We start from the raw sequence: 23,173 nt of genomic DNA on the forward strand, positions 1-23,173 counted from the left end.
GTGCTCAGTCCTCCAGGAAGCGGCCGTAGGGGTCCAGGGCGCCGCGCACGCGCGCGGCGAACAGCCCGCCGCGCCGGGTGCCCAGCAGCGGGCGGCCGGGCGGGCCGCGCAGCACCATGCCGGCCAGGCCGAGGCCCGCCAGCGCGTCGTGCAGGTCGTCCAGCGGGCGGTCCTCGGGCCACGCGATCCAGGCGACGTTGGCCGCCTGCGCGTAGCGCACGGCGGCGCCCGCGGCGATCAGCGCCGCGTCGAGCGCGGCGAGGCTGCGCGACGTCAGGCCGGCGCGCACGACGTGGTGTCCGGGGGGACCCACGTCAGCGCCGCCACCGTGCGCCACAGGTCCTCGTCGTCCTTGTCGTGCAGGTGGTCGCGCGGAAGCTCGCCGACGGCGTCGACGACGCGCTGGGTGCGGGCGTCGAGCGCGTCGGGGTCGCCGCCGAGGCGCACGAGCAGGCGGCCGACGGGCTCGAGGTCCAGCGCGTCGAGGTCGAGCGGGCCGCGCATGAGCGCGGAGGAGACCTCCACCGCGCGGTCGCGGTCGCCGAGCTCGAACAGCAGCGTCGTCGTCGCCCGCGGCCGCGGGAAGACCTTCAGCGACAGCTGGACCATCACGCCCAGGCGGCCCATGGAGCCGACCATGAGCTTGGGCAGGTCGAAGCCGGCGGCGTTCTTGACGACCCGGCCGCCGCCGGAGATGAGGCGCCCGGTGCCGTCGATGAAGCGCACGCCGAGCACGAAGTCGCGCACGCCGCCGTGGCGCAGGGCGTTGGAGCCCGCGGTGCCGGCGGCCACCGCGCCGCCCAGCGTCGCGCCGGCGTCGCCCAGCGGCGGGTCGAACGGGAGGTACTGCCCGTGCTCGGCCAGCGCCTCGGCGACCTCGGCCACGGGCGTGGCGGCCAGCGCGGTGAACGTCAGCTCGGCCGGGTCGTACTCCGTGATGCCCCGCAGCCCGGAGACGTCGAGCGCGAGCACGTCGTCGGCCGGTGGGGTCGACAGCGCCGGCTTCGTGCCGCCGGCGACGGGCAGCACCCGGGCGCCCTCGGGCCGGTCGCGCACCGCCTCCTGCAGGGCCTGCACGTCCTCGGGCAGCGCGACCGTCATGCGACGGCCGGCGCGGGCTCGAGCATCTTGCCGCGGTTGGCCAGCTCCCCGGGGTCGACGGCCAGGCGCACGCGGCGCATGAGCTCGAGGTCGTCCTCGGAGAACATGAGCTTGAGGTAGGCGCGCTTCTCGACGCCGACGCCGTGCTCGCCGGTGATCGACCCGCCGAGCTCGACGCACAGGCGCAGGATGTCGCCGGCGAGCCGCTCGGCGCGCTCGATCGCCCCGGGCTCGCGCCCGTCGAAGAGGATGAGCGGATGGAGGTTGCCGTCGCCGGCGTGGAAGACGTTGGCGACGCGGATGCCGGTCTCCGCGCTCATGCGGCCGATCTCGGCCAGCGCCTCCCCGAGGCGCGTGCGGGGCACGACGCCGTCCTGGACGATGTAGTCCGGCGCGAGCCAGCCCACGGCCGAGAACGCGCTCTTGCGGCCCTTCCAGATCAGCGCGCGGGCGTCGGGGTCCTCCGTCGCGGTCAGCTCGCCGGCGCCGGCCTCGCGCAGCAGCTCGTCCAGGCGCAGGGCATCGGCGTCAACGACCTCGCGCTCGCCCTCGAGCTCGACGATGAGCAGGGCGGCGGCCTTCGGGTAGCCGGGCTTGACGGACGCCTCGGCGGCCTCCATGGCCAGCGCGTCCATGATCTCCATCGCGACGGGCAGCAGGCCCGCGCGAACGATGCGGGCGACCGCGTCGCCGGCGGCCTGCAGGCTGTCGAAGACCGCGAGCGAGGTGCGCGTCGCCTCCGCGAGCGTCACGAGCCGCACGGTGACCTCGACGGCGATGCCGAACAGGCCCTCCGAGCCCACGAACATGCCGACCCAGTCGGGCCCGACCGGCTCGGTGGACTCGCCGCCGAGCTCGACGAGCTCGCCGTCGGGCAGGACGACCTTCAGGCCGATGACGTGGTTGCTCGTCATCCCGTGCTTGAGGCAGTGCGCGCCGCCGGAGTTGAACGCGAGGTTGCCGCCGATGGAGCAGACCGACTGGCTCGACGGGTCGGGCGCGTAGGCCAGGCCGTAGGGCGCGGCGGCCGCGCTGACGTGCAGGTTGATGACCCCGGGCTCCACGACGGCCGTCCGCGTGTCGGGGTCGATGCTCAGGACCCTGTTGAGGCGGTTGAGCGCGATGACGATCCCGCCCTCCACCGGCAGCGACCCGCCCGACAGCGACGTGCCGCTCCCGCGGGCCACGAACGGGACGCCCTCGCGGTGGCACAGGCGCACCGTCGCGACGACCTCCTCGACGGTCTCGACCACGACGACGGCCAGCGCCCGCTGGTGGAAGGCCGTCAGCGCGTCGGACCCGAACGCGGCCAGCTCGGCGGGGCTCGTGAGCAGCCGGCGCCCGAGGTCCAGCTCTCCCAGCGCGGAGACGATGTCGGCCATCCGAGCATCTATGCCACCCCTGGCGCCCCCTGTCAAGGATGCGATATAGATGCAACATGACCGCGACCGCGCGTGCCTATGCCTTCGCCAAGGAGCGCATCCTCGACGGGCGCTTCGCGGGCGGCGACCTCATCAGCGAGGGCGACGTCGCGGCCGGTGTCGGCCTCAGCCGCACCCCGGTGCGCGAGGCCTTCCTGCGCCTGGAGTCCGAGGGCCTGCTGCGGCTCTACCCGAAACGCGGGGCGCTCGTCATCCCCGTGTCCGCCGCCGAGGTCGAGAGCGTCATGGAGACGCGGCTGCTCGTCGAGCGCTTCGCGATCGAGAAGGTCATCCGCCTCGGAATCGACCTCGAGGCCGAGCTCGCCGCCGCGATCGCCCACCAGGAGTCCGTCGCCGCCTCGGAGGACTCGCGGGCGTTCGTCGAGGCCGACCGCGAGTTCCACCGCATCCTGGTCGCCGCGGCGGGCAACCCGATCCTGCTGGGGCTGCACGACTCGCTGCGCGACCGCCAGAGCCGGATGAACCTCGCGGCCCTGGCCCGCGACGAGCGCCGCACCCGCCAGATCCTCGAGGAGCACCGCGGCCTGGCCGCCGCCGTGGCGCGCCGCGACGAGGGCCTCGCGCGCACGCGCGTGGACGCGCATCTGCACACGACGCTCGCGCTGCTGCGCGGCGCCCCGACGCTGCTGGGCGCCGACCCCGGCCTGCCCGCGTGACCCCGGCCTGTGCCGCCCCGCCCGGTCCGGCACGGCGCCACGGACCGCGTTCCAGTACTACTAGGACCATGCCCGCCTGCACGACGCCCCTCGCCGCCGCCCCCTCGACGCCGCGCCGGGTGGCGTGATGGACGCCACGGATCCGCGGATCGCGGCGGGCCTGCAGGCCCAGGCCGGCCTGCGCCGCCAGGCGCTGGACGACGGCGCGCAGCGGCTGGGCTGGAAGGCCGGGTTCGGCACCCGGGCCGCCAAGGAGGGCTTCGGGATCTCCGGGCCCATCGTCGGCTTCATCACCGACCGCAACCTGCTCGCCGACGGCGCGGAGTGCTCGCTGGACGGCTGGACCAAGCCGCACATGGAGCCGGAGGTCGCGGTGCGGCTCGGCCGCGACGTCGCGCCCGGCGCCACGCGCGAGGAGGCGCTGGACGCCGTGGAGGCCGTCGCGCCCGCGATCGAGCTCATCGACCTCACGTTCGCCCCGACCGACCTGGAGGCCGTCCTGTCGGGCAACGTGTTCCACCGCCACGTCGTGCTCGGCGCGTTCACGCCCGTGGGCGGCGACATCGCGCTCGGCGGCGTGCGCCTGGACGTCGAGGGTCCCGGCGAGACCTCCGAGCGAGCCGTCGACCCGTCGGGCAACCTCGGCGACCTCGCCGAGGTCGTCCGCCACCTGGCCGGGCTGCTGCCCGCCGCGGATGACGCGTTGCGGGCCGGCGACGTCGTCATCACGGGGTCGGTCATCGCCGCCGTGCCCGTGGCCGCGGGCGACCACACGACGGTCAGCGCGCCGGGCATGGGCAGCGTGAGCCTCACGCTGACCTGAGCGCCGCGGCGTGGGCGCCGGCGCCCGCGCGTTGACAGGTCCGGTCCCAATTGCCATGTTCGGGCGGGTTCGTCTCCGTCGCCTCGACGGTGACGTGTCGACGACGGGAGACCCTGCCCTCCAATGCTTGTTCATCGCTGGCTGTCGCTGCCCATCGCCGCCCTCTGCGCTGTGGTGCTGGGCGTTCCCGCCGCCTCCGCGGGCACGCCGCCGGTCGTGTGGTGGGTCCAGGCGGGCGCCACGCCCGGCGGCGACGGCAGCGCGCAGCACCCGTTCGCGACGCTGGCCGACGTCGAGGCCGCCTCGGCCCCGGGGTCCACGATCCAGGTCCTGCCTTCGGCGCTCGCGCTGGACGGCGGGATCGCGCTCAAGCCCGGGCAGACCCTCGCCGCGGCCCCGGGCGGGATCCAGCCGCGCATGGCGGGCGACGCCCCCACGATCACCAACTCGACGGCCGGTCACCTGGACGGCGCCGCCGTCGTCGTCGCCGACCACACCGTCGTGCGCGGCCTGCGCATCGACGGCGCCTACGGGCCCGGCATCCGCGGCCGCGACGTCAACGACGTCGAGATCGACGGCAACCTCATCACCGGCTTCGACCAGGGTCAGCGGGTGGCGGCCGTCGGCTGGCTCGGGCTCCAGTTCGCCGAGGCCGGCATCGACATCCGCGCCGCGGGCAGCACGCGATCGGTGCTCGACATCCACGACAACGAGATCGCGGCGGCCGACGGCAACGGCACCATCTTCCGGACGTCCGGGAGCGCGACGATGAACGCGCGCCTGGGCCGCAACAGCATCCACGACCTCGGCCTGGCCTCCGTCCTGCCGCAGGGCAACTTCGGCTTCGTCGAGGCCATCTTCTTCGACAGCTCCGACACGAGCAGCCTCAAGCTGCGCGTCGACGGCCTCAGCGTCGACGACATCGGGTCGGGCACGACGTCCAACGCCGACGCGATCTTCAGCACCCTTGACGGCATCTCGCAGCAGCGGGTCGACATCCGCAACTACACGTTCCGCGACAGCTCCGGCGTCGGCGGCCCGCGCGCCAGCGGCGGCGAGTTCGTCACCGGCATCCCCACCGCCACGTCCGGCAGCCGGTTCTCGCTGCGGGTCGCCGACAGCGACATCCGCGACGCCCAGGCCGAGGGCCTGCAGATCGACGACTTCTCCAAGGGCGGCGACGTCACGATCAAGATCCTGGACACGGTCATCAGCCACGTCGGGCTCAGCCAGACGCCCGACCCCGCCGAGCACCCGCTCGGCCGCGCCGACTGCCTGGAGATCACGCCGCGCAACCCGGCGTCGGGCAGCGACTACGCCGTGACCCTGGACGGCGACCGGTTCGACGGCTGCACGGGCAACGGCGTCCAGGTCTGGAACGGCCCCGCGACGCTGAGCGACGTCGTGGCCGCCGCCGTCGACGACCTGTCGATCGACGTGCGCGACACGGTCCTGGCCGGCAACGGCGGCGCCGGGCTGCTCGTCGACGACGTCGGGACGATCGGCGACCTCGCGTTGCGCGCCGCGCGCACGACCGTCACCGGCAACGCGACCGGCCTGGCCCTCCTCGACGCGGCGCCGGGGGCCACCGCGGCGAGCACGATCGACCTCGGCGGCGGGGACCTGGGCAGCCGCGGGCGCAACCGCATCTTCGGCAACGGCCTCGACGTGCGGGCCGCGGGGTCCTTCGCGATCGCCGCCACGCGCAACTGGTGGGGCGATCCCGCCGGCCCGGCGCCCGGGCAGCTCGCCCTGGACGGCGGCGCGACGCTGGCCACCGACCCCCCGCTGGACCAGGACCCCCAGCCCTGACCCAGCGCGCCCGCGGTCGTCCTCGGGGCCTGGAGTGCGGTCGGATGGCGCAAAGGTGGGGGATGACCACACGTTCGCGCCATCGGGCGTCGACGTGAGCGCGGACGCGCCGGTTCCGCACGTCGCTGGCACCCCAGGCGCCGCGCGCCCTCAGGCGGCCACCCGGCGCCTGGGCGCCGCCGGTGGGGCCGGCGTGGCCCCGGGGCCGCGCGGGGCCCGGCCCGCCAGGCGCAGGACGGCCATGGCGAGCGCCGGGGCGATCGCGATGGCCAGCATCGCCACGAACCACGCCTTGCCGGCGTCGGTGCCCTCGCCCAGGCTGTGGGCGATGCCCGCCAGCCAGGCCAGCAGCGTGAAGCGGTGCATCACCCGCCAGCGGGCGACGCCGATCCGCGCCCGCACGTAGTAGGAGAGCCCGAGCACCACGAGCGTCCAGCCCGCCACGATGCCCAGGCTGGTCCACCAGCGCTGGTAGGAGGAGGCGAAGGGGATGAGGACGTCGGCGAGCGAGGGGTTCATGTAGGTGTCGCCCAGCAGGACGAGCCCGTGGACGGCGATCGCCACCAGGGTGGCCAGCGACAGCGCCTCGTGGACGATCCGCCGGCCGCCCAGCTTCCTGGGCAGCATCCGGCCCGCGGTCAGCAGGCCGTAGCCGACCGACGCGCTGGCCAGCGCGAGCGCCGCGGTGCCCGCGGCGCGGCTGGCGTACCAGGACGCGTGCGTCGTGGCCAGGACGGTGCTCATGACGCCTGGGTGGTGACCGGCGACGACGAGGAGGACGACGACGACGTCGAGTCCGACGCGCTCGAGGAGGAGGTCGAGCCCGACGAGGTCGAGCCCGTGGAGGCCGACGTCGGGGAGCCGGCGGCGGAGCTTGTCCTCGACCCCGTCGTGCTGCCCGAGGTCGAGGCGACCGGCACGCCGGAGGCGACGCTGGAGGTGGAGGTCTTCGTGCCGCCGACGGCGATGACGCCGTAGGTCGCGACGAAGAGGGTCGCGGCGCCGGCGGCGATCCGGCGGCGCAGGCCGCGGGCGCGGCGCTGCTTGGCCTGCCGCAGCTGCGCGGCGCGGGCGCGGGCGGCGGCCTTGCGGGCCTGCGGGTCGTCGGTGGGGGTGCCGGGCTCGGTGTCCATGCCCGCAGGGTCGCCGCCGCGGCTGGACCGGTGCTTGGCGTTTCCTGGGAGCCTGCTGTGGGGCTCGGCGCCCCGCCGAGCGCGCGGCGCCGGTTGACATGTACCGACCCACCGGTATAAAACTGCGCCCCTGCCGCGCGAGCGGCACGGGGAGCAGCATCAAGAGACCGCCTCGTCGAGGGGCTGTCGTACGCAGGGTCACCGAGGAGAGAGACGTGAGTGCAGAGCGCGACACCGCCGGGGTTGTGGCGGCGATCGACATCGGCGGGACGTTCACCGACTGTGTGGTCATCTCGGGCGACGGCAGCGTCGCCTACGGCAAGGCGCTGAGCTCGCCGGCCGACGACTTCCAGTCGGGGTTCTTCGGCAGCATCGAGTCCGCGGCGACCCAGGCGGGCTACTCGACCGATGAGCTGTACCGGAAGCTCACGCGCCTGATCTCGCACGGCTCGACCGTCGCGACGAACATCGTCGTGGAGCAGAAGGGCGCGCGCGTCGGCCTGCTCACGACCCGCGGCCACGAGGACACGATCCTCATGATGCGCGGCCTCGGCCGCGTCACCGGCGAACCGCCCGAGAACATCCTGCGCGTCGTCGAGACCGCCAAGCCCGACCCGATCGTCCCGCGCGAGCTCATCCGCGGCGTGCCGGAGCGGGTCGACTCGACCGGCAACGTCGTCGTCGCGCTGAACGACGAGGTGCTCGAGCGCCAGGTTCGCGAGCTCATCGACGCCGGCTGCGAGGCCATCGCCATCTGCTTCCTGTGGTCCATCCAGAACCCCGACCACGAGCAGCGCGCCAAGGCCGTCGTGCAGCGCGTCGCGCCCGACGTCTTCGTCTCGGTGTCCCACGAGCTCACGACGGCCGTCGGCGAGTACGAGCGCACCGTCGCCGCGGTCATCGACGCGTTCGTCGGCCCGCGCACCCACCACTACCTCTCCAAGCTCGACGGGCGCCTCGAGGGCCTGGGCTTCGGCTCGAGCCTGATGCTCATGCAGTCCCATGGCGGCATGGTCCCGCTGCAGCACGGCACGCAGCACCCGGTGCTCACGATCGGCTCCGGTCCGGTCGGCGGCATGGTCGGCACCCAGCGCCTGGCCGAGGACCTCGGCGTGCGCGACATCATCGCCACCGACATGGGCGGCACGAGCTTCGACGTCGGCATCGTCAAGGACCTCGAGCCCGAGACCGCGGCCGAGACCGTCATCGGCAAGTACGCCTACAAGATCCCGGCCGTCGAGGTGCTGTCCATCGGGGCCGGCGGCGGGTCCATCGCCTGGATCGAGCCCCACAGCAACACCCTGCGGGTCGGCCCCCAGAGCGCGAGCTCCAACCCCGGGCCCGCCTGCTACGGCCGCGGCGGCGAGGAGCCCACGGTCACCGACGCCAACCTCGTGCTCGGCTACCTCGACCCCAAGGCGGTGTTCGGCACCTCCGGCGACCGCCAGATCCACCCCGACAAGGACCTCGCCTACGCCGCGGTCAAGCGCGTCGCCGACCCGCTCGGCCTCTCCGTCGAGGACGCGGCACTCGGCATCGTCGAGATCATCAACGCGAAGATGGCCAACGCGCTGGAGCGCGTGGTGGTCGGCCGCGGGTTCGACCCGCGCGACTTCGCGATCCTGTCCTACGGCGGCTCGGGCCCTCTGCACGCAGCGGGCTACGCGCACGAGCTCGGCGTCGACCAGGTCATCGTGCCCGGCGAGGTGGCCTCCGTGTGGAGCGCGCTGGGCATCGGCCTGTCCGACATCCGCTACCAGCGCCAGCGCGACGCGCAGCTCGTCTCGCCGTTCGACCCCGCAGAGCTCGAGGGCATGTACGCCGAGATGGAGTCCTCGCTGGCCGAGCAGGCCGCCGAGCACGGCGCGCCCGAGCTGCGCCGCTACGCCCGCATCCGCTACGAGTGGCAGCGCAACGAGCTCGAGGTGGCGGTGCCCAACGCCCTGGACCAGGCCGGCCTCGACGAGGCGCTGCGGACGTTCGAGAGCACCTACGAGAGCCGCTACGGCTCGGCGGCGCTGCTGCCCGAGGCCGCGCTGGAGATCGTCGCCCTGCGCGTCGAGGCCGTGCTGCCCTCGGGCACCCGGGCCTCCTCGCACACGCCGGCCTCGGCGCCGTCGTCCAACGGGCACCGCGCTTCGCGCGTCGTGCACTTCGTGCGCGGCGAGCCGGGCCAGGACACGCCGATCCACGACGGCCGCGCCCTCGCGCTCGGCGACGTGGTGCAGGGTCCGGCCGTCATCGACCTGCCCACGACGGGCATCGTCGTGCCCCCGGGCGCGCAGGTCGCCGTCTCCGACGGCGGCAACTTCATCATGACCTTCAACCGCTAGCCCAGGAGATCACGACCATGGCTTCCACCGTCGACTCCACCCGCGCCGCCCTCACCGACGAGGAGCACCGCGCCTTCTGGGACGGCGTCAACCACGCCTACATCCCCGCGCAGGAGCTGCGCGTCCCCCCGGCCTGAAGCTGTACGACGACGCCGAGGAGGACATCGACCCGATCACCTTCGAGGTCATCCGCCACAGCCTCTGGAACGCCAACGAGGAGCACGGATCGATCATCGCCAACCTGTCGGTCTCGCCGATCTCGCTCGAGACGCGCGACTTCCAGACGGCGATCATCAGCGCCGAGGGCGAGATCCTGTTCTTCGGGCCCTACCTGCAGTACCTCGCCGGGTTCATGGACATGGTGGCCAAGTTCATCATCGAACGCCGCGGCGAGGACATCCGGCCCGGCGACATGTGGCTGGTCAACGACCCGTGGATCGGGACGGCCCACCAGCCCGACGTCAACCTCATGTGCCCGGTGTTCCAGGACGGCGAGCTGTTCTGCTGGGTGGCCAACAACGTCCACCAGAACGACATCGGCGGCACGGTCCCCGGGTCCTTCTGCACCAACGCCCAGGACATCTACTACGACCCGGTGGTCATCCCGCCGGTGCGCATCGTCAAGAACGACGAGATCGACGTCGACATCGAGTCCTTCTACCGCCGCCAGTCGCGCACGCCGATCAACCTCGCGCTCGACCTGCGCGCGTGCATCGCGGGCAACCACGCCGCGCGCCAGCGGATCTACACGCTCATCGAGCGCTACGGCGCGCGGACGGTCAAGGGCGTGATGAACGGGATCCTGGACGCCAGCGAGTCGGCGTTCACCGCGCTGCTGGACACGATCCCCGACGGGGAGTGGAGCGAGCGCTGCTACCACGAGGTCGCCGTGACCGGCGACCGCGGCACGTACCGCATCGAGCTGCACCTCAAGAAGCAGGGGCGGTCCATCACGTTCACCAACGAGGGCACCGACCCCGAGGTCGGAGCGATCAACCTGCCCTTCGCGGCGCTGCGCGGGACGACGCTGGCCGCCATCAACGTCCTCATGCTCGCCGAGCAGATGGGCGTCATCGGCGGTGCGGCGCGCCAGGTGTCCTACGAGCCGGTGCCCGGCACGCTCACGTGCCCCAACTACGGCGTCGCGGTCAGCCCGGCGGGCATCTACTCGACCGAGCTGAGCATGGCCATGTCCAACGCCGTGCTGAGCAAGATGCTGCTGTGCTCCTCCGACGAGGCCGTGCGCGACAAGGCCCTCTCGACGACCCCGGCGCAGTGGCACATCCACATCCACGCGGGCGTCAACCAGCGCGGCGCCTACTACGTCGGCCCGATGCTGGACGCGATCATCGGCACGACGGGCGCGACGCGCAGCGCGGACGGCACGTTCGCCAACGGCGTGTGGTGGATCCCCGAGGGCCGCGGCCCCAACGTGGAGACCTACGAGCGCGACTGGCCGATCCTGTACCTCTACCGTGGCGAGGACCAGGACTCCGGCGGCGCCGGCCGGTTCCGCGGCGGCAACGGCGGGCGCCTGGCCTACATCCCCTACAAGGGCGAGGTGGCGGTCGGCGTCTACAGCGCCGAGGGCGTGCCCAAGACCGCCGGCCTGTTCGGCGGCAACCCCGGCAGCGTCGGCGCCACGACGCTGCTGCGCGGCAGCGACGTCGTCGCCCGCCTGGCGGCCGGCGAGCTGCCCGGCAGCGCCGCCGAGATCGAGGGGACCGTCGAGCCCGTCCAGAACAAGGGCGTCGCGCTGCCCGTCGACCACGACGCCGTCCTCGAGTGGAACTGGGGCGGCAGCGCGGGCTACGGCGACCCGCTGACCCGCGACCCGGCCCGCGTCGGGGCCGACGTCGCCGCCGGGAGCGTCGGCGTCGCCAGCGCCTCCGACACCTACGGCGTCATCGCGAGCGAGGCCGGCGAGGTCGACGCGGCCGCCACCGAGGCCCGGCGCGCCGAGCTGCGCACGGCGCGCCTGCGGGCCGCCGGCAGCGGCGACGAGGCGGGTCCGCTGGACCTCGAGCTGCCGGCGGGCGCGGTCGTCATCGGCGAGGACATCTGGGTCAACGCCGACGACGACGCGTACTGCTGCGCGCACTGCGGCCGGCGCACCGGCGCGCTGTCGGGTGGCCACCCCAAGGAGGAGCTGCTCGTCCACCAGCACGCGATGGAGGAGATCGGCCCTCGGTTCGTGGATCCGGCGGCGTTCGTCGACGATCCGATGGTCTGGCGCGAGTACTTCTGCCCCGGCTGCGCGACGCGGCTGGCGACGGAGGTGGCGCGTCCGGACGACCCGCCGTTCGTCGAGATCCGGCTGGACCGTTAGCGTTGGGCAGCGTGCCGGCGGCCCGACCGCCGGCACGTGACCCCCCCCTCACACCGATGGCCGATCCCCCCAAGCCCCCCCGGGCGCGCTACGAGGCCCGCCGCAACGCCGTCGTCGACGCGGCCGCCGCCGTGTTCGCCCGCAAGGGCTTCCACGCGACCTCCGTCGACGACCTGGTCGAGGCGACCGGGCTGCAGCGCGGCGGCCTGTACTACTACATGAAGGGCAAGCAGGATCTGCTCATCCGGATCCACGAGCGCTTCATCGAGCCGCTGCTGGAGAACGCGCGCGAGATCGCGGCGCGGCACGAGCCGCCCGAGGTCGAGCTGCGGCTCCTGGTCCACGCGCTCATGCAGGACATCGCCGAGTACCGCGACGCGGTGACCGTCTTCCTGCACGAGTGGCGGATCATCGCCGACGGCCCGGAGTGGAAGGAGGTCCGCCGCGCGCGCCGCGAGTTCGAGGACCTCTTCGCGGGCTGCATCCGGCGCGGGACGGACTCCGGCGTGTTCCGCGAGCTCGACCAGCGCACGACGATGCGCGGCATCGTGGGCATGGTCAACTCGACCTACCAGTGGATGGACGTCCGCGGCGCCCGGACCCCGGCGGCGCTGGCCGACGCCTACGCCGACATCGTCCTGTACGGCATCGTCGCGCCGCGCGCGTCGGCGTCCGCGGCCCGCAAGAAGGCCGCCGGCGGCACCGGCGAGCGCCGGGTCGCCCCGCGGCGCAAGGCGCCCGCCCGGCGCAGCCCGGGCTGACCCGCCGGGCGACGAAGCGCCCGCCCCGATTTGGACGATCTCCAGTGGGCCGGCCGGCGGGGTCGGCACATACTCGTGCGATGAGCACCTCCGCCGAGGCCCCCGCCGGGCGCGACACGCGCCTCTGGCACCCGTTCGCCGACATGGCCGCCGTCCGCGGCGCCGAGCTCGTCATCGCGCGCGGCGAGGACGTCTGGGTCTGGGACGAGGAGGGGCGGCGCTACCTCGACGCGTTCGGCAGCCTCTGGTACGCCAACATCGGCCACGGCCGCGCCGAGATCGCCGATGCCGTCGCCGCGCAGATGCGCACGCTCGAGGCGTTCACGATCTTCTTCGACTACGCCAACCGCCCGGCGCTCGACCTCGCCGACCGCCTCGCCGACCTCTCGCCCATGCCGGGCACGCGCGTCCTGCTGGGCGCGGGGGGCAGCGAGGCCATCGACTCCGCCGTCAAGCTCGTGCGCCGCTACTGGACGCAGGTCGGCGAGCCCGGGCGCACCCACATCATCACCCGCGAGCACGCCTATCACGGCGTCGGTGGCGCCGGGACCAGCCTGTCGGGCATCCCGGCCAACCGCGAGGGCTGGGGCCCGCTGCTGTCGGGCACCTCGCAGATCGACCACGCCGACCCCGAGGCGCTGGAGGCCGAGATCGCCCGCCTGGGCGCCGGCGCCGTCGCGGCCTTCTTCTGCGAGCCGGTCATCGGCGCCGGGGGCGTGCGGCCGCCCGCGCCGGGCTACCTCGAGCGTGTCGCCGAGATCTGCGCGCAGCACGGCGTGCTGTACGTCAGCGACGAGGTCATCTGCGGCTTCGGGCGGCTCGGGACGTGGTTCGGGATCGAGCGCTGGGGGATCGTCCCCGACCTCATCATCTTCGCCAAGGGCGTCACGAGCGGCTACCTGCCGCTCGGCGGCGTGCTGGTCGGCGAGCGCGTGGCGCGCCCGTTCTGGGAGGAGCCCGGGACCATGGTGCGCCACGGCTTCACGTTCGCCGGGCACCCGGCCTGCTGCGCGGCGGCGCTGGCCAACCTCGACGTCATCGAGCGCGAGGGCCTGCTCGCGCGCGGGGCCGAGCTCGAGGGTCTGCTGGCCGGCGCCCTGGCGCCGCTGGCCGGCCACCCGGCGGTCACCGAGGTCCGCAGCGGCACCGGCGCCATGGCGGCGCTGGACCTCGCCGTGACCCCCGAGGAGCCCGCCCCGGGCCCGCGGCTGGTCGCCGCCGTGCGGGCGGCCGGCGTCATCACGCGGGCCACCGGTCCGGCGACCGTCGCCGTCTGCCCGCCGCTGACCGCCACCGCCGAGCACGTCGGCCTGCTGCGCGAGGCGCTGGACACCGGCCTGGCCACGCTGCCGGCGGCGGCCCCGGGGGCCGCGGCCGCGGGACGGCCATGAGCACCCGCACCCGCACCCGGGCCCGGCCCGGCCTAACCGCCGACCTCGGGCGCATCGTCGGCGCCGGCCACGTGCTGGCCGGCAGCCCGGCGCCCTACGGCGAGGACGCCACGGGCGCGACGCTCGGGCTGCACGGCGTCGCCGACGCCGTCGTGCGCCCGGGCAGCACCGAGGAGGTCCGACGTGTCGTGGCCTACTGCCACGAGCACGACGTCGCGATGGTCCCGCGCGGCGGCGGGACGGGCTTCGCCGGCGGCGCGGTCCCGGTCCACGGCGGCGTCGTCGTGTCCCTGGAGCGGATGGACGCCGTGCGCGCGCTGGACCCCGGCGCCTGGCGGATGCACGCCGAGGCGGGGGTCCGCACGGGCACCGTCGCGCGCCGCGCCCGCGAGAGCGGCCTCTTCTTCCCGCCCAACCCCGGCGCGGCCGAGCAGTCGCTCATCGGCGGCAACGTCGCCACGAACGCCGGCGGCCCGAGGGCGTTCAAGTACGGCGTCACGCGCCGCTGGGTCACCGGGCTGGAGGTCGTCGTCGCGCCCGGCGAGGTCCTGCAGGCCGGCGGCCCGCTGCGCAAGGACGTCACGGGCTACGACCTCGTCGGGCTGTTCTGCGGCTCGGAGGGCACGCTGGGCGTCATCACCGCGGTGTGGCTCTCGCTGCTGCCGGCCCCGAGACCCGCGCCCTGGTCGCCGTGCCGTGCGCCGACGCCGCCGCGGGCTGCGAGGCCATCGCCGCCCTGTTCGCCGCCGGCGTGCAGGCGGCGGCGATCGAGCTCGTCGACGGGGGCGCCCTCCGGGCCGCCCGGGCGGCGTTCCCCGTGCCCGCCGCGCTGCCCGACGGCGCCGGGTTCCTCGTCGTGGTCGAGCTCGACGGAGCGCCCGCCGAGGTGCAGCGCCTGGTCGGCGAGGTGCGCGAGGCGGTCGCGCCCGCGGCGATGGACCCCTACGCGGCCACGGGCGCGGCCGAGCTCGAGGCGCTGGCCCGCTGGCGCGACGGCGTGTCCTGGGCGGTGACGGGCGTCCTGGGGGCCAAGCTCAGCGAGGACGTCGTCGTGCCCGTCGACCGCATCGCCGGGCTGCTGGCCGCCGCCGAGGCGATCGGCGGACGCCACGGCCTGCCCGTCTGCACGTGGGGTCACGCCGGGGACGGCAACCTGCACGTGAGCTTCCTGCTGCACCCGGGCAGCGACGACGCGCACGGGCGGGCCCGCCTCGCCGGCGGGGAGCTGCACGCCGAGGCCGTCGCGCTGGGCGGCTCGATCTCCGGCGAGCACGGCATCGGCCACGTCAAGCGCGACGAGCTCGGGCTCGCGCTCGGGCCCGCCGGGCTGCGGGTGCACCGGGCGATCAAGGACGCGCTGGACCCCAAGGGCCTGTTCAACCCGGGCAAGAAGGGCTGACCCGTGGCGCCGACCGTCGCCGACCGCATCGTGCAGGTGCTCCTCGCCCACGGGGTGCAGACCGTGCACGGCATCCCTGGCGTGCACAACCTCGCGCTCTTCGAGGCGCTGGACCGCTCGCCGATCCGCGTCGTGGTCGTCCGCCACGAGGCGTCGGCCGCCTATGCCGCCGACGCCCACGGCCGGCTCACGGGCCGCCCGGGGGTGTGCCTGACGACCTCGGGACCGGGGGCGGCCAACGCGGTCGCGGCCATGGGGGAGGCGCAGGCGTCGCGCTCGCCGATGCTGCACCTCACGACGACCGTCGCCCGCCGCCACCTCGGCGCGGGCCCCTCGCGCGGCGTGCTGCACGAGCACCCCGAGCAGGAGGCGCTGTTCGCGCCCGTGACCAAGCTGACCCGCCACGTCGCCGAGTCCGGCGCCGTGGCGGGCGCCGTCGACGAGGCGCTGGGTGCCGCGGCCGCGGCACCGGCCGCGCCGGCCTACGTCGAGATCCCCACCGACGTGCTCGGCGAGCCCGCGCCCGAGCCCCACGCCGGTGGCCCGCCCGCCCGCCCGCCCGCGCCCGGCCGGCCCGAGCTGCGCGCGCTGGCCGCGCGACTGGAGGCGGCGCGGCGCCCGCTGGTCTGGGTCGGCTCGGGCGCGGCCGGGCAGGCCGGCCCGATCCTCGCGCTGGCGCGCCGCCTGGGCGCGCCCGTCGTGCTGACGCACTCGGCCAAGCGCGCCTGGGCGGGCGGCGGGGACCCGCTCGTGCCCGGCCACCCGCCGCACGAGCCGGCGGTCACCGCGCTGTGCGCGCAGGCCGACGCGGTCCTCGTCCTGGGCAGCGACCTCGACGGGATGATGACCCAGGAGTTCCGGCTGCCGCTGGCCGGCGTGCTGCGCATCGACGTCGACCCGTTGCGCCTGCAGGTGCCCTACCCCGCCGAGGTGGCGGTGCTCGGCGATGCCGGGCAGGTCGTCGGCGGCCTGCTGGCGCTCGTGGCCGAGACCGACCGCGAGGGCTGGGGCCCGGGCGCCGTGGCGCACGCCGACGCGCAGGCCGCCGCCGCGCTGGCCGGCGAGGACGACGCGGCGCCGGGCCTGGCGTTCGTCGGTGCCCTGGACGCCGCGCTGGGCGACCGCGAGGCGGTCGTGGTCTGCGACATGGCGATCGCCGCCTACTGGACGGCGGCCTACCTGCCGCTGGCCCCGACGCGGCGCATCCTGTACCCGATGGGCTGGGGGACCCTGGGCTTCGCGCTGCCCGCCGCGATCGGCGCGGCCTGCGCCGGAGGCGGGCGCGTGGTGGTGGTCTGCGGCGACGGCGGCGTGCTGTTCGCGGTGGGCGAGCTGGCGACGCTGGCCCAGGAGGGCCTGGACGTCACCGTCGTCGTCTCCAGCGACGGCGGCTACGGCATGCTGCGCTACGACCAGGAGCGCGCGTTCGGCCGCACGTTCGCCGTCGACCTGCGCCCGCCCGACCTGCCCGCCGTCGCCCGCGGCTTCGGGCTGCCGGCCCACCGGATCGGGCTGGGCGAGGCCGGCCTGGCCGGCGCGCTGGCTCAGGGCCTGGACGTCACGGGCCCCTGCCTCGTCGAGGTCGCCGGCGCGATGACGCCGCCGCGCACCACGTCGCCGCGCTGGCCGCTGCGCGGCTGAGCGCCGCGGCCGGGCGCGGAGCGCGCCGCGCGTAGACTGACCGCCCTCCCGCATGGATCGCCTCACCCTCCGAGATCTGCTCGCCCAGGAGTCGCTGGACCTGCGCCTGCGGACCCCGGAGACCGACGCGGCGCTGGCGACCGTCGTCATGGGCGCCCACGGCACGGAGGCGCTGCACCCCGTCCCCTGGATGCAGAAGGACTGGGCGCTGCTCATCACCGGCGTGCGCCTCGTCGACCGCCCCGACCTGCAGCGCGCGCTCGTGGGCGAGCTGGCCGACGGCGGCCTGGCCGCGCTGGGCTTCGGCGTGGGCATCGACTTCGAGACCGTGCCCGAGGCGCTCGTCGACGCCGCGCAGGAGCGCGGCTTCCCCGTCTTCGAGATCCCGCTGCGCACGCCGTTCCGCGAGATCATCGCGTTCGTCAACCGCTCGCTGCTGAGCACCGACCTGCACACGATGCGCCGGCTGACCTCGATGCGCGAGTTCCTGCTCGACGCGCTGCAGCATCCCGAGGCCGCCGAGACCGTCGTGGGGCGCGTCGGCTCGTTGCTGGACGGCACCGCCGTGCTCTTCTCGCGCGACGGCCGCGCCGAGCACGCCACCGGGCCGCTCGCGCCCGAGGGGCTGTGGGCGTGCGTGCAGGCCGCCGAGCGAGACGCGCCGGTCCCCGAGGTCGGCGGCGTCGTCCCCGCCGTCGTGCCGGTGCGCCACGGCGGGCGCGTACAGGGCTGGCTCGTGGTGGCGGGGCGCCGCACGGCGGCGTCGGACCGCTTCACGCGGCCGCTCGTGGAGACCGCGGGCATCGTGCTGGCCGGCCTGGCCGGGCTGCAGCACCTCACGCGCGACCTCGAGCGCGCGGCGCAGGCCGCGTTCGTCGACGACCTCCTGGCGCTCGGCGAGGCCGAGGAGACGATCTGGGCCCACCGGGCCGCCGGCCTCGGGCTCGGCCTCGGCGCCACCCCGCTGCGCGGCGTGGTCCTCGTCCCCGCCCCGGCGGCCGCTCCCGGCGCGGCGGAGCGCCTGCTGACCGAGCTCGAGGCGGCGCTGGAGCCCGCGCCCGGCCTGCGCGCGGTGCTCGCCGTGCGCGAGGGGACCGTCGTCGGGCTCGTCGAGGGCGAGACGGAGGCCCTGGCCGCCCGGCTGGCCGAGCTGGCCGGCGCGGGCGGTCCGATCGCCCCGCGATCGGCGTGGGCCGGCCCGTGGCCGCCGTGGCCGCCGCGCGCGCGTCGGTGCGCGACGCCCGGGCCGCGGCCGACCTGGCCCGCCGCGCGGGACCCGGCGGCGCGCCCGTGCGCTGGTTCGAGGACCTCGACCTCGTCGCGTGGGCGCTGACGACCGCCGACCCCGCCGGGGTGCAGGCCAAGGCCGCGGCCCTGCTGGCGCCGCTCGCCGACGACGGGGTGCTGCTCGAGAGCCTGTCGGCCTACCTGGCCCACAACCTCAACGCCGTGCGCGCGGCCCGCGCTCTGAGCATCCACCCCAACTCGCTGCGCTACCGCCTGGCGCGCATCGAGGAGCGCCTCGGGTGCTCGCTGCAGGATCCCGGGACGATCGGCCTCCTGCACGCCGCCGTCGGCGTCCTGCGCGGCGGGCCGGCCGCATGAGAGGATCGCCGCGTTGTCCGATGCGCGCGGGGCGGGGTCGATGTTCGTCCGATCTCCAGTTCCGGGCGCACCGGGCGCCGCCGAGAATGGCGCTGCACCGGCCTGCGCGATCCCCGAAGGAGCGACCCGCATGACCCCGACGACACCCGCGAGCGGGACCGAGGCGGCCCCCGCGGCGCGTGTCGCGGTCGTCGACTGCGGTCCGGGGGACGTGGAGCGCCTGCGCCGCCTGCAGGACGCCGTGCCCACGAGCACCGCCGACGGCGCGGCCGGCGGCGCGGAGATCGTGCGGCGCGCGGCGGGCGCCGCCGTGCTCGTCACGCTCTACACCTACACGGCCGTCGACGCCGAGGTCATCGCCGCGCTGCCCGACCTGCGGCTCATCATCACCCGCACCGCGGGCCACTCGCACATCGACGCCGAGGCGGCCGCCGCGCGCGGCATCGCCGTGGCGACGGTGCCCGACGCACCGACGGAGGCCGTCGCGGAGTTCACGCTCGGCGCGCTGCTGGCGCTGCGGCGTGCCCTGCCCGAGGCCGCCGCGAGCACCCGCGCGGGGGCCTGGGAGTTCACGGGCTTCCGGGGCCGCGAGCTCGGCGGGTCGACGCTCGGCGTCCTGGGCCTGGGCCACATCGGCGCCCACGTCGCGCAGCTGGGGCGCGCGATCGGCATGGAGGTGCTGGCGTTCACCCGCACGCCGCGCGGCCTGCCGGGCGTCGCCGAGGTCGCGCTGCCCGAGCTGCTGGAGCGGTCCTCGGCGCTGTCGGTCAACGTGCCGCTGACGCCGCAGACCCGCGGCCTGCTCGGCGCCGGGGAGCTGGGGCGGCTGCCCCGCGGTGCGCACGTCGTCAACACGTCGCGCGGAGAGGTCCTGGACCTCGACGCCCTGTGCGCGCTGCTGCGCAGCGGCCACCTCGCCGGCGCCTGCCTCGACGTGCTCGAGGGCGAGCCCGTCGCGGCGCAGCGCCTGCACGCCCTCGCCGACGTACCCAACCTTCTCATCACCCCGCACATCTCCTGGCACACCGAGGAGACCCTGCGGCGGCAGTTCGACGGCCTCGTCGACCGCGTCCTGGCCTTCCTCTCCGGCCGGCCGATCGACACCATCGCCGGCACCCCGACCCAAGGAGCACCCGCATGACCCCGCAGCGCTACGACCTGGCGATCACCGGTGGCGACGTCGTGCTGGACGGCGGGGAGCCCACCCGCGTCGACATCGGCGTCGTCGACGGGCGGATCGCGACCCTGACCGACCAGCCCATCGACGCCGACGAGCAGCTCGACGCCACGGGCCGCATCGTCCTGCCCGGCGTCGTCGACGAGCACTTCCACGTCTTCCGCGGCTACCCGTGGGAGACCTACGAGAACGCCACGCGCGCCGCGGCCAAGGGCGGCGTGACCACGGTCGTCGACATGCCGCTCGACCAGCCGACGACGGTGACCGCCGCCGCGCTGGAGGACAAGCTCGCCGCCATCGAACACGCCTGCCATGTCGACTACGCGACGTTCGGCGGCTACCTGCCCGAGGACCCCGACGAGATGACCGCGATGGCCGCCGCCGGCGCGGGCTGCTTCAAGCTGTTCACCGGCGGCGTCGCGCCCCCCGGCATGTACCCCGGCGTCGACGACGGCCAGCTCCTGGACGCGCTGCGCCGCGCGGCCGCGCTGGGCCTCACGACGACCGTGCACTGCGAGAACGCGGGCATCGTCGACTTCGAGACGGCCCGCCTGCAGGGCGAGGGCCGCACCGACATGGCCGCCTGGGACGACGCGCGCCCGTGGTTCGCCGAGGTCGCCGCCGCGCACACCGTCGCGCTGCTGGCGAAGGTCACCGGCGCCCGCGTGGTCATCGCCCACGCCAGCTCGCCGCAGACGGTGGAGATGGTCGCCGCGATGCGCCGCCAGGGCGCCGACGTGTGGTCGGAGACCTGCCACCACTACCTGTGCTCGACCAAGGACGATGCCCGCAAGGACGGGCGGTTGAAGTGGAACCCGCCCACGCGCGAGGCCGACCAGGTCGCGCGCCTGTGGGAGCTCGTGAAGTCCGGCGACGTCCACGCGATCGGCACCGACCACGCGCCGCTGCCCAACGTCGCGGGCGCCGACGTCTGGGACCAGCTCCCGGGCGCGGGCAACGCGGTGGAGATCGTGCTGCCCGTGTTCGCCACCGACGCGATCCACACCCACGGCCTGACGTTCGGCCGGGTGGCCGAGCTCATGAGCGCGACGCCGGCCAAGCTGTTCGGCCTGTACCCGCGCAAGGGCGCGATCCGCATCGGCTCCGACGCCGACCTCGTCGTCGTCGACCCCGACGGCTCCAAGGTCCTGGACGCCGCCGAGCTCGAATACCACCAGCAGGAGAAGTGGTCGCCGTTCCACGGCCGCACGCTGCGGGTGCTGCCGCTGCACACCGTCCTGCGCGGCCGCGTCATCGTCCGCGACGGCGAGGTCCTCGGCACGCCGGGCGACGGCGTCCACCTGCGACCCGAGCCCTCCACGGCGGCCGTGCCGACGCCGTCCTGATGCAGCTGTCGCCGCGCGAGCTCGAGCGCCTCCAGCTGTTCACGGCCGCCGAGCTGGCGCGCCGTCGCCTGCGCGAGGGCGTCCCGCTGAGCCACCCCGACTGCGTCGCGCTGGCGTGCGACATCGCGCTGGAGGCGGCCCGCGCCGGGCGCAGCTACGCCGAGGTCCGGGCGTCCGTGCGCGGCATCGTCCGGGCCGACCAGCTGTTCCCCGGCGTCGCCGAGCTGCTCCACGGGCCCCTGCAGGTCGAGGCCACGTTCGGCGACGGCAGCCGCCTCGTCGCGCTCGAGGACCTGGTGGCGCCGTGAGGCCGGGGGAGATCCTGCCCGCCGACGCGCCCGCGCCGCGGGCCGCGCGGGGGCGCACCGCGACCATCGCGATCCGCAACGCGGGGCGCTTCGACGCCTACCTCACGTCGCACGTCCGGCTCGAGCGCGCCAGCGCGGCGCTGGAGTTCGACCGCGACGCGGTGGCCGGGGCGCGGCCGCTGCTGCCCGCCGGCGCCAGCACCCGGGTCGGCGCCGGGGAGACCGTGGAGGTCGAGGTCACGTGGAGCTGAGCCGGGCCGAGTACGCCGCGCTGTACGGCCCGAGCACCGGGGACCGCGTGCGGCTGGCCGACACCGACCTCGTGGTGACCGTGGAGGCCGACGACACGGCGCCGGGCCACGAGCCCGTCGTCGGCTTCGGCAAGACGATCCGCGACGGGCAGCTCTCCAGCGGGCGCATGGCGCTGGAGGAGGCCATGGACGGCGTGGTCACCAACGTGGTGCTCATGGACCCCGTTCTCGGGATCCGCAAGACGTGCCTGGGCATCCGCGACGGGCGGATCGCCGCGGTCGGCCGCGCCGGCGACCCCGACCGCGACCCCGGGGTGACCGTTCCGATCAGCGCCGCGACGGGCATCTACGCGGCCGAGGGCCTCATCGCGACCCCCGGCACGATCGACACGCACGTGCACCTCATCGGCCCCCAGCTCGTGCCCACGGCGCTGGCGGGCGGCATCACCACCGTGGCGGCCATGAGCTACTCGGGGGCCTTCGACCTCGGCATCAACCCGACCGGCAACTTCGACCGGCTGCTCGACGCGTGGGCCGCGGTGCCGCTCAACCTCCTGCCGCTCGTGCGCGGCAGCACCACGGAGGAGGGCTTCCTCGACGCGCTGCTGGAGATGGGGGGCGGCGGCTTCAAGATCCACGAGGACGTCGGCGCCTACCCCGACGTCGTCGACGCCGTGCTGCGCGTCGCCGACCGCCACGACGTCCAGGTCGCGCTGCACGCCGACGGCCTGGGGGAGACCGCGACGCTGGAGGAGACGCTGGCGGCGATCGCCGGCCGCGCGATCCATGCCTACCACGTGGAGGGCTGCGGGGGCGGGCCCGTCAACCTGCTCGAGGTCGTCTCGCACCCCAACGTGCTGCCGTCCTCCACGACGCCGACGGTGCCCTTCGGCGTCAACGTCTGCGACGAGCACGAGGAGATGATCCGCACCGTCCACCGGCTGCACCCGGCGCTGCCCAACGACGCGCGCGCCGCGCGGGCGCGCATCCGCGCGTGGACGATCGCCGCCGAGTCGGTCCTGCACGACCTCGGGGCGATCAGCATCATGAGCTCGGACTCCATGGGCATGGGCCGCATCGGCGAGGTCGGCCTGCGCGCCTGGCAGACCGCCCACGTCATGCGCCGCGCCACGGGCGAGGAGGGCGACGCCAACGCCCGCGTGCTGCGCTACCTGGCCAAGCTGACGATCAACCCGGCGATCGCCCACGGCATCGCGGGCGACGTCGGCTCGCTGCAGCCCGGCCGCCTGGCCGACGTCGTGCTGTGGCGCCCGGCGTTCTTCGGCGTCAAGCCCCACCTGGTCATCAAGGGCGGCTTCCCGGCCTGGGGCCAGCGCGGCTCGGGCTCGGGCTCGACGCGCATCGCCGAGCCCATCGTGCAGGGCCCGCTGTGGGGCGGCCTGGGCCGCGCGCCCGAGCAGCTGGGCACCGTCTTCACCAGCGCCGCCGGCGAGGCCCGCGTGCGCGCCCGCCGCGCCGGGCCGGTGGCCGTCGTGACCGGCACGCGCACCATCGGCAAGGCCGACATGGTGCACAACGCCGCGACGCCCGCCGTCGAGGTCGACCCTGTGCGCCGCGAGGTCCGCGTCGACGGCGTCGCCGCCGACCCCGCGCCGGCCGCCGAGCTGCCGATGCAGCGGGCCTACTTCTTGTCCTAGTGTCCGC

The 23,173-nt window shown here is 75.3% G+C and carries 21 protein-coding genes and 1 pseudogene; 18 read left to right on the plus strand and 4 right to left on the minus strand.

What is annotated here, in order from left to right; genetic code table 11:
• Positions 1-4 precede the first annotated feature (4 nt).
• The 3 genes from FSW04_RS25750 to FSW04_RS07210 are packed head-to-tail and all read right to left on the minus strand — an operon-like array spanning position 5 to position 2,483.
• Positions 5-289 (minus strand): hypothetical protein, encoded by a 285-nt coding sequence (locus tag FSW04_RS25750; protein ID WP_187369319.1) that lies wholly within the window; start codon positions 287-289, stop codon positions 5-7.
• Positions 274-1,101 (minus strand): FAD-binding protein, encoded by an 828-nt coding sequence (locus FSW04_RS07205; RefSeq protein ID WP_187369320.1) that lies wholly within the window; start codon positions 1,099-1,101, stop codon positions 274-276. Before FSW04_RS07205 ends, FSW04_RS25750 begins: the two co-directional genes overlap by 16 nt.
• Positions 1,098-2,483: an FAD-linked oxidase C-terminal domain-containing protein gene (locus FSW04_RS07210; RefSeq protein ID WP_146917788.1), complete on the minus strand. Its 1,386-nt coding sequence runs from the start codon at positions 2,481-2,483 to the stop codon at positions 1,098-1,100. Before FSW04_RS07210 ends, FSW04_RS07205 begins: the two co-directional genes overlap by 4 nt.
• Positions 2,484-2,539: 56 nt before the next feature.
• Between FSW04_RS07210 and FSW04_RS07215 the strand changes: the two genes are divergently transcribed.
• The 3 genes from FSW04_RS07215 to FSW04_RS07225 all read left to right on the plus strand — a co-directional run bounded on the left by FSW04_RS07215 (position 2,540) and on the right by FSW04_RS07225 (position 5,834).
• Entirely contained in the window at positions 2,540-3,199 is a 660-nt protein-coding gene (locus FSW04_RS07215) for a GntR family transcriptional regulator (RefSeq protein ID WP_146917790.1), read from the plus strand.
• Between the two features lie 127 nt (positions 3,200-3,326).
• The gene (locus FSW04_RS07220) at positions 3,327-4,022 is read left to right on the plus strand and encodes a 2-keto-4-pentenoate hydratase (RefSeq protein WP_146917792.1); all 696 of its coding nucleotides are present in this window, start codon (positions 3,327-3,329) and stop codon (positions 4,020-4,022) included.
• Between the two features lie 123 nt (positions 4,023-4,145).
• Positions 4,146-5,834 carry a right-handed parallel beta-helix repeat-containing protein gene (locus FSW04_RS07225; RefSeq protein WP_146917794.1) on the plus strand — a complete coding sequence of 563 codons (1,689 nt, stop codon included), beginning with the start codon at positions 4,146-4,148 and terminating at the stop codon, positions 5,832-5,834.
• Between the two features lie 150 nt (positions 5,835-5,984).
• Here FSW04_RS07225 and FSW04_RS07230 read toward each other — a convergent pair whose 3' ends face one another.
• A complete protein-coding gene (locus FSW04_RS07230) occupies positions 5,985-6,578 on the minus strand; it encodes a hypothetical protein (RefSeq protein WP_146917796.1) in 594 nt (197 codons plus the stop codon).
• 12 nt (positions 6,579-6,590) lie between these two features.
• Between FSW04_RS07230 and FSW04_RS07235 the strand changes: the two genes are divergently transcribed.
• The 15 genes and pseudogenes from FSW04_RS07235 to FSW04_RS07305 all read left to right on the plus strand — a co-directional run bounded on the left by FSW04_RS07235 (position 6,591) and on the right by FSW04_RS07305 (position 23,166).
• Positions 6,591-6,812 (plus strand): hypothetical protein, encoded by a 222-nt coding sequence (locus tag FSW04_RS07235; RefSeq protein ID WP_146917798.1) that lies wholly within the window; start codon positions 6,591-6,593, stop codon positions 6,810-6,812.
• A 370-nt stretch (positions 6,813-7,182) separates the two neighbouring features.
• The gene (locus tag FSW04_RS07240) at positions 7,183-9,300 is read left to right on the plus strand and encodes a hydantoinase/oxoprolinase family protein (RefSeq protein ID WP_187369321.1); all 2,118 of its coding nucleotides are present in this window, start codon (positions 7,183-7,185) and stop codon (positions 9,298-9,300) included.
• A gap of 187 nt (positions 9,301-9,487) precedes the next feature.
• Positions 9,488-11,629 carry a hydantoinase B/oxoprolinase family protein gene (locus tag FSW04_RS07245; RefSeq protein ID WP_321167703.1) on the plus strand — a complete coding sequence of 714 codons (2,142 nt, stop codon included), beginning with the start codon at positions 9,488-9,490 and terminating at the stop codon, positions 11,627-11,629.
• Between the two features lie 56 nt (positions 11,630-11,685).
• On the plus strand, positions 11,686-12,390 hold the full coding sequence (locus tag FSW04_RS07250; protein WP_146917804.1) for a TetR/AcrR family transcriptional regulator: 705 nt from the start codon (positions 11,686-11,688) through the stop codon (positions 12,388-12,390).
• A gap of 80 nt (positions 12,391-12,470) precedes the next feature.
• Positions 12,471-13,781, plus strand: a complete 1,311-nt coding sequence (locus FSW04_RS07255; RefSeq protein WP_146917806.1) for an aminotransferase family protein — start codon at positions 12,471-12,473, stop codon at positions 13,779-13,781.
• A pseudogene (locus FSW04_RS26880) lies at positions 13,778-14,278 on the plus strand (FAD-binding oxidoreductase); the annotation flags it as partial. The gene FSW04_RS07255 and the pseudogene FSW04_RS26880, both read left to right, overlap by 4 nt.
• 194 nt (positions 14,279-14,472) lie before the next feature.
• Positions 14,473-15,180: an FAD-linked oxidase C-terminal domain-containing protein gene (locus FSW04_RS26885; RefSeq protein ID WP_267128292.1), complete on the plus strand. Its 708-nt coding sequence runs from the start codon at positions 14,473-14,475 to the stop codon at positions 15,178-15,180.
• Positions 15,181-15,183: 3 nt separating this feature from the next.
• The gene (locus FSW04_RS07270; protein WP_146917813.1) at positions 15,184-16,821 is read left to right on the plus strand and encodes a thiamine pyrophosphate-binding protein; all 1,638 of its coding nucleotides are present in this window, start codon (positions 15,184-15,186) and stop codon (positions 16,819-16,821) included.
• Positions 16,822-16,873: 52 nt separating this feature from the next.
• The gene (locus FSW04_RS07275; RefSeq protein WP_146917815.1) at positions 16,874-18,154 is read left to right on the plus strand and encodes a PucR family transcriptional regulator ligand-binding domain-containing protein; all 1,281 of its coding nucleotides are present in this window, start codon (positions 16,874-16,876) and stop codon (positions 18,152-18,154) included.
• Entirely contained in the window at positions 18,112-18,426 is a 315-nt protein-coding gene (locus tag FSW04_RS07280; protein ID WP_187369323.1) for a PucR family transcriptional regulator, read from the plus strand. Before FSW04_RS07275 ends, FSW04_RS07280 begins: the two co-directional genes overlap by 43 nt.
• Positions 18,427-18,556: 130 nt before the next feature.
• Complete coding sequence (locus FSW04_RS07285; protein WP_187369324.1) at positions 18,557-19,567, plus strand: 2-hydroxyacid dehydrogenase; 1,011 nt, start codon at positions 18,557-18,559, stop codon at positions 19,565-19,567.
• The gene (locus tag FSW04_RS07290) at positions 19,564-20,949 is read left to right on the plus strand and encodes a dihydroorotase (protein WP_146917819.1); all 1,386 of its coding nucleotides are present in this window, start codon (positions 19,564-19,566) and stop codon (positions 20,947-20,949) included. The genes FSW04_RS07285 and FSW04_RS07290 overlap by 4 nt, the downstream gene beginning before the upstream one ends.
• Positions 20,949-21,257 (plus strand): urease subunit gamma, encoded by a 309-nt coding sequence (ureA, locus tag FSW04_RS07295; protein WP_146917821.1) that lies wholly within the window; start codon positions 20,949-20,951, stop codon positions 21,255-21,257. The genes FSW04_RS07290 and ureA overlap by 1 nt, the downstream gene beginning before the upstream one ends.
• Complete coding sequence (locus FSW04_RS07300; protein ID WP_146917823.1) at positions 21,254-21,508, plus strand: urease subunit beta; 255 nt, start codon at positions 21,254-21,256, stop codon at positions 21,506-21,508. The genes ureA and FSW04_RS07300 overlap by 4 nt, the downstream gene beginning before the upstream one ends.
• Entirely contained in the window at positions 21,499-23,166 is a 1,668-nt protein-coding gene (locus FSW04_RS07305) for an urease subunit alpha (RefSeq protein WP_146917825.1), read from the plus strand. Before FSW04_RS07300 ends, FSW04_RS07305 begins: the two co-directional genes overlap by 10 nt.
• The last annotated feature ends 7 nt before the right edge of the window (positions 23,167-23,173 follow it).

Source organism: Baekduia soli (assembly GCF_007970665.1).
Taxonomy (GTDB): Bacteria; Actinomycetota; Thermoleophilia; order Solirubrobacterales; family Solirubrobacteraceae; genus Baekduia; species Baekduia soli.

Bases quoted from the DNA above. Each gene is read 5' to 3' on its own strand.
- FSW04_RS07205 (WP_187369320.1), bottom strand. From the start codon at position 1,101: ATGACGGTCGCGCTGCCCGAGGACGTGCAGGCCCTGCAGGAGGCGGTG.
- FSW04_RS07210 (WP_146917788.1), bottom strand. From the start codon at position 2,483: ATGGCCGACATCGTCTCCGCGCTGGGAGAGCTGGACCTCGGGCGCCGG.
- FSW04_RS07215 (WP_146917790.1), top strand. From the start codon at position 2,540: ATGACCGCGACCGCGCGTGCCTATGCCTTCGCCAAGGAGCGCATCCTC.
- FSW04_RS07220 (WP_146917792.1), top strand. From the start codon at position 3,327: ATGGACGCCACGGATCCGCGGATCGCGGCGGGCCTGCAGGCCCAGGCC.
- FSW04_RS07225 (WP_146917794.1), top strand. From the start codon at position 4,146: ATGCTTGTTCATCGCTGGCTGTCGCTGCCCATCGCCGCCCTCTGCGCT.
- FSW04_RS07230 (WP_146917796.1), bottom strand. From the start codon at position 6,578: ATGAGCACCGTCCTGGCCACGACGCACGCGTCCTGGTACGCCAGCCGC.
- FSW04_RS07250 (WP_146917804.1), top strand. From the start codon at position 11,686: ATGGCCGATCCCCCCAAGCCCCCCCGGGCGCGCTACGAGGCCCGCCGC.
- FSW04_RS07255 (WP_146917806.1), top strand. From the start codon at position 12,471: ATGAGCACCTCCGCCGAGGCCCCCGCCGGGCGCGACACGCGCCTCTGG.
- FSW04_RS07275 (WP_146917815.1), top strand. From the start codon at position 16,874: ATGGATCGCCTCACCCTCCGAGATCTGCTCGCCCAGGAGTCGCTGGAC.
- FSW04_RS07285 (WP_187369324.1), top strand. From the start codon at position 18,557: ATGACCCCGACGACACCCGCGAGCGGGACCGAGGCGGCCCCCGCGGCG.
- FSW04_RS07290 (WP_146917819.1), top strand. From the start codon at position 19,564: ATGACCCCGCAGCGCTACGACCTGGCGATCACCGGTGGCGACGTCGTG.
- ureA (WP_146917821.1), top strand. From the start codon at position 20,949: ATGCAGCTGTCGCCGCGCGAGCTCGAGCGCCTCCAGCTGTTCACGGCC.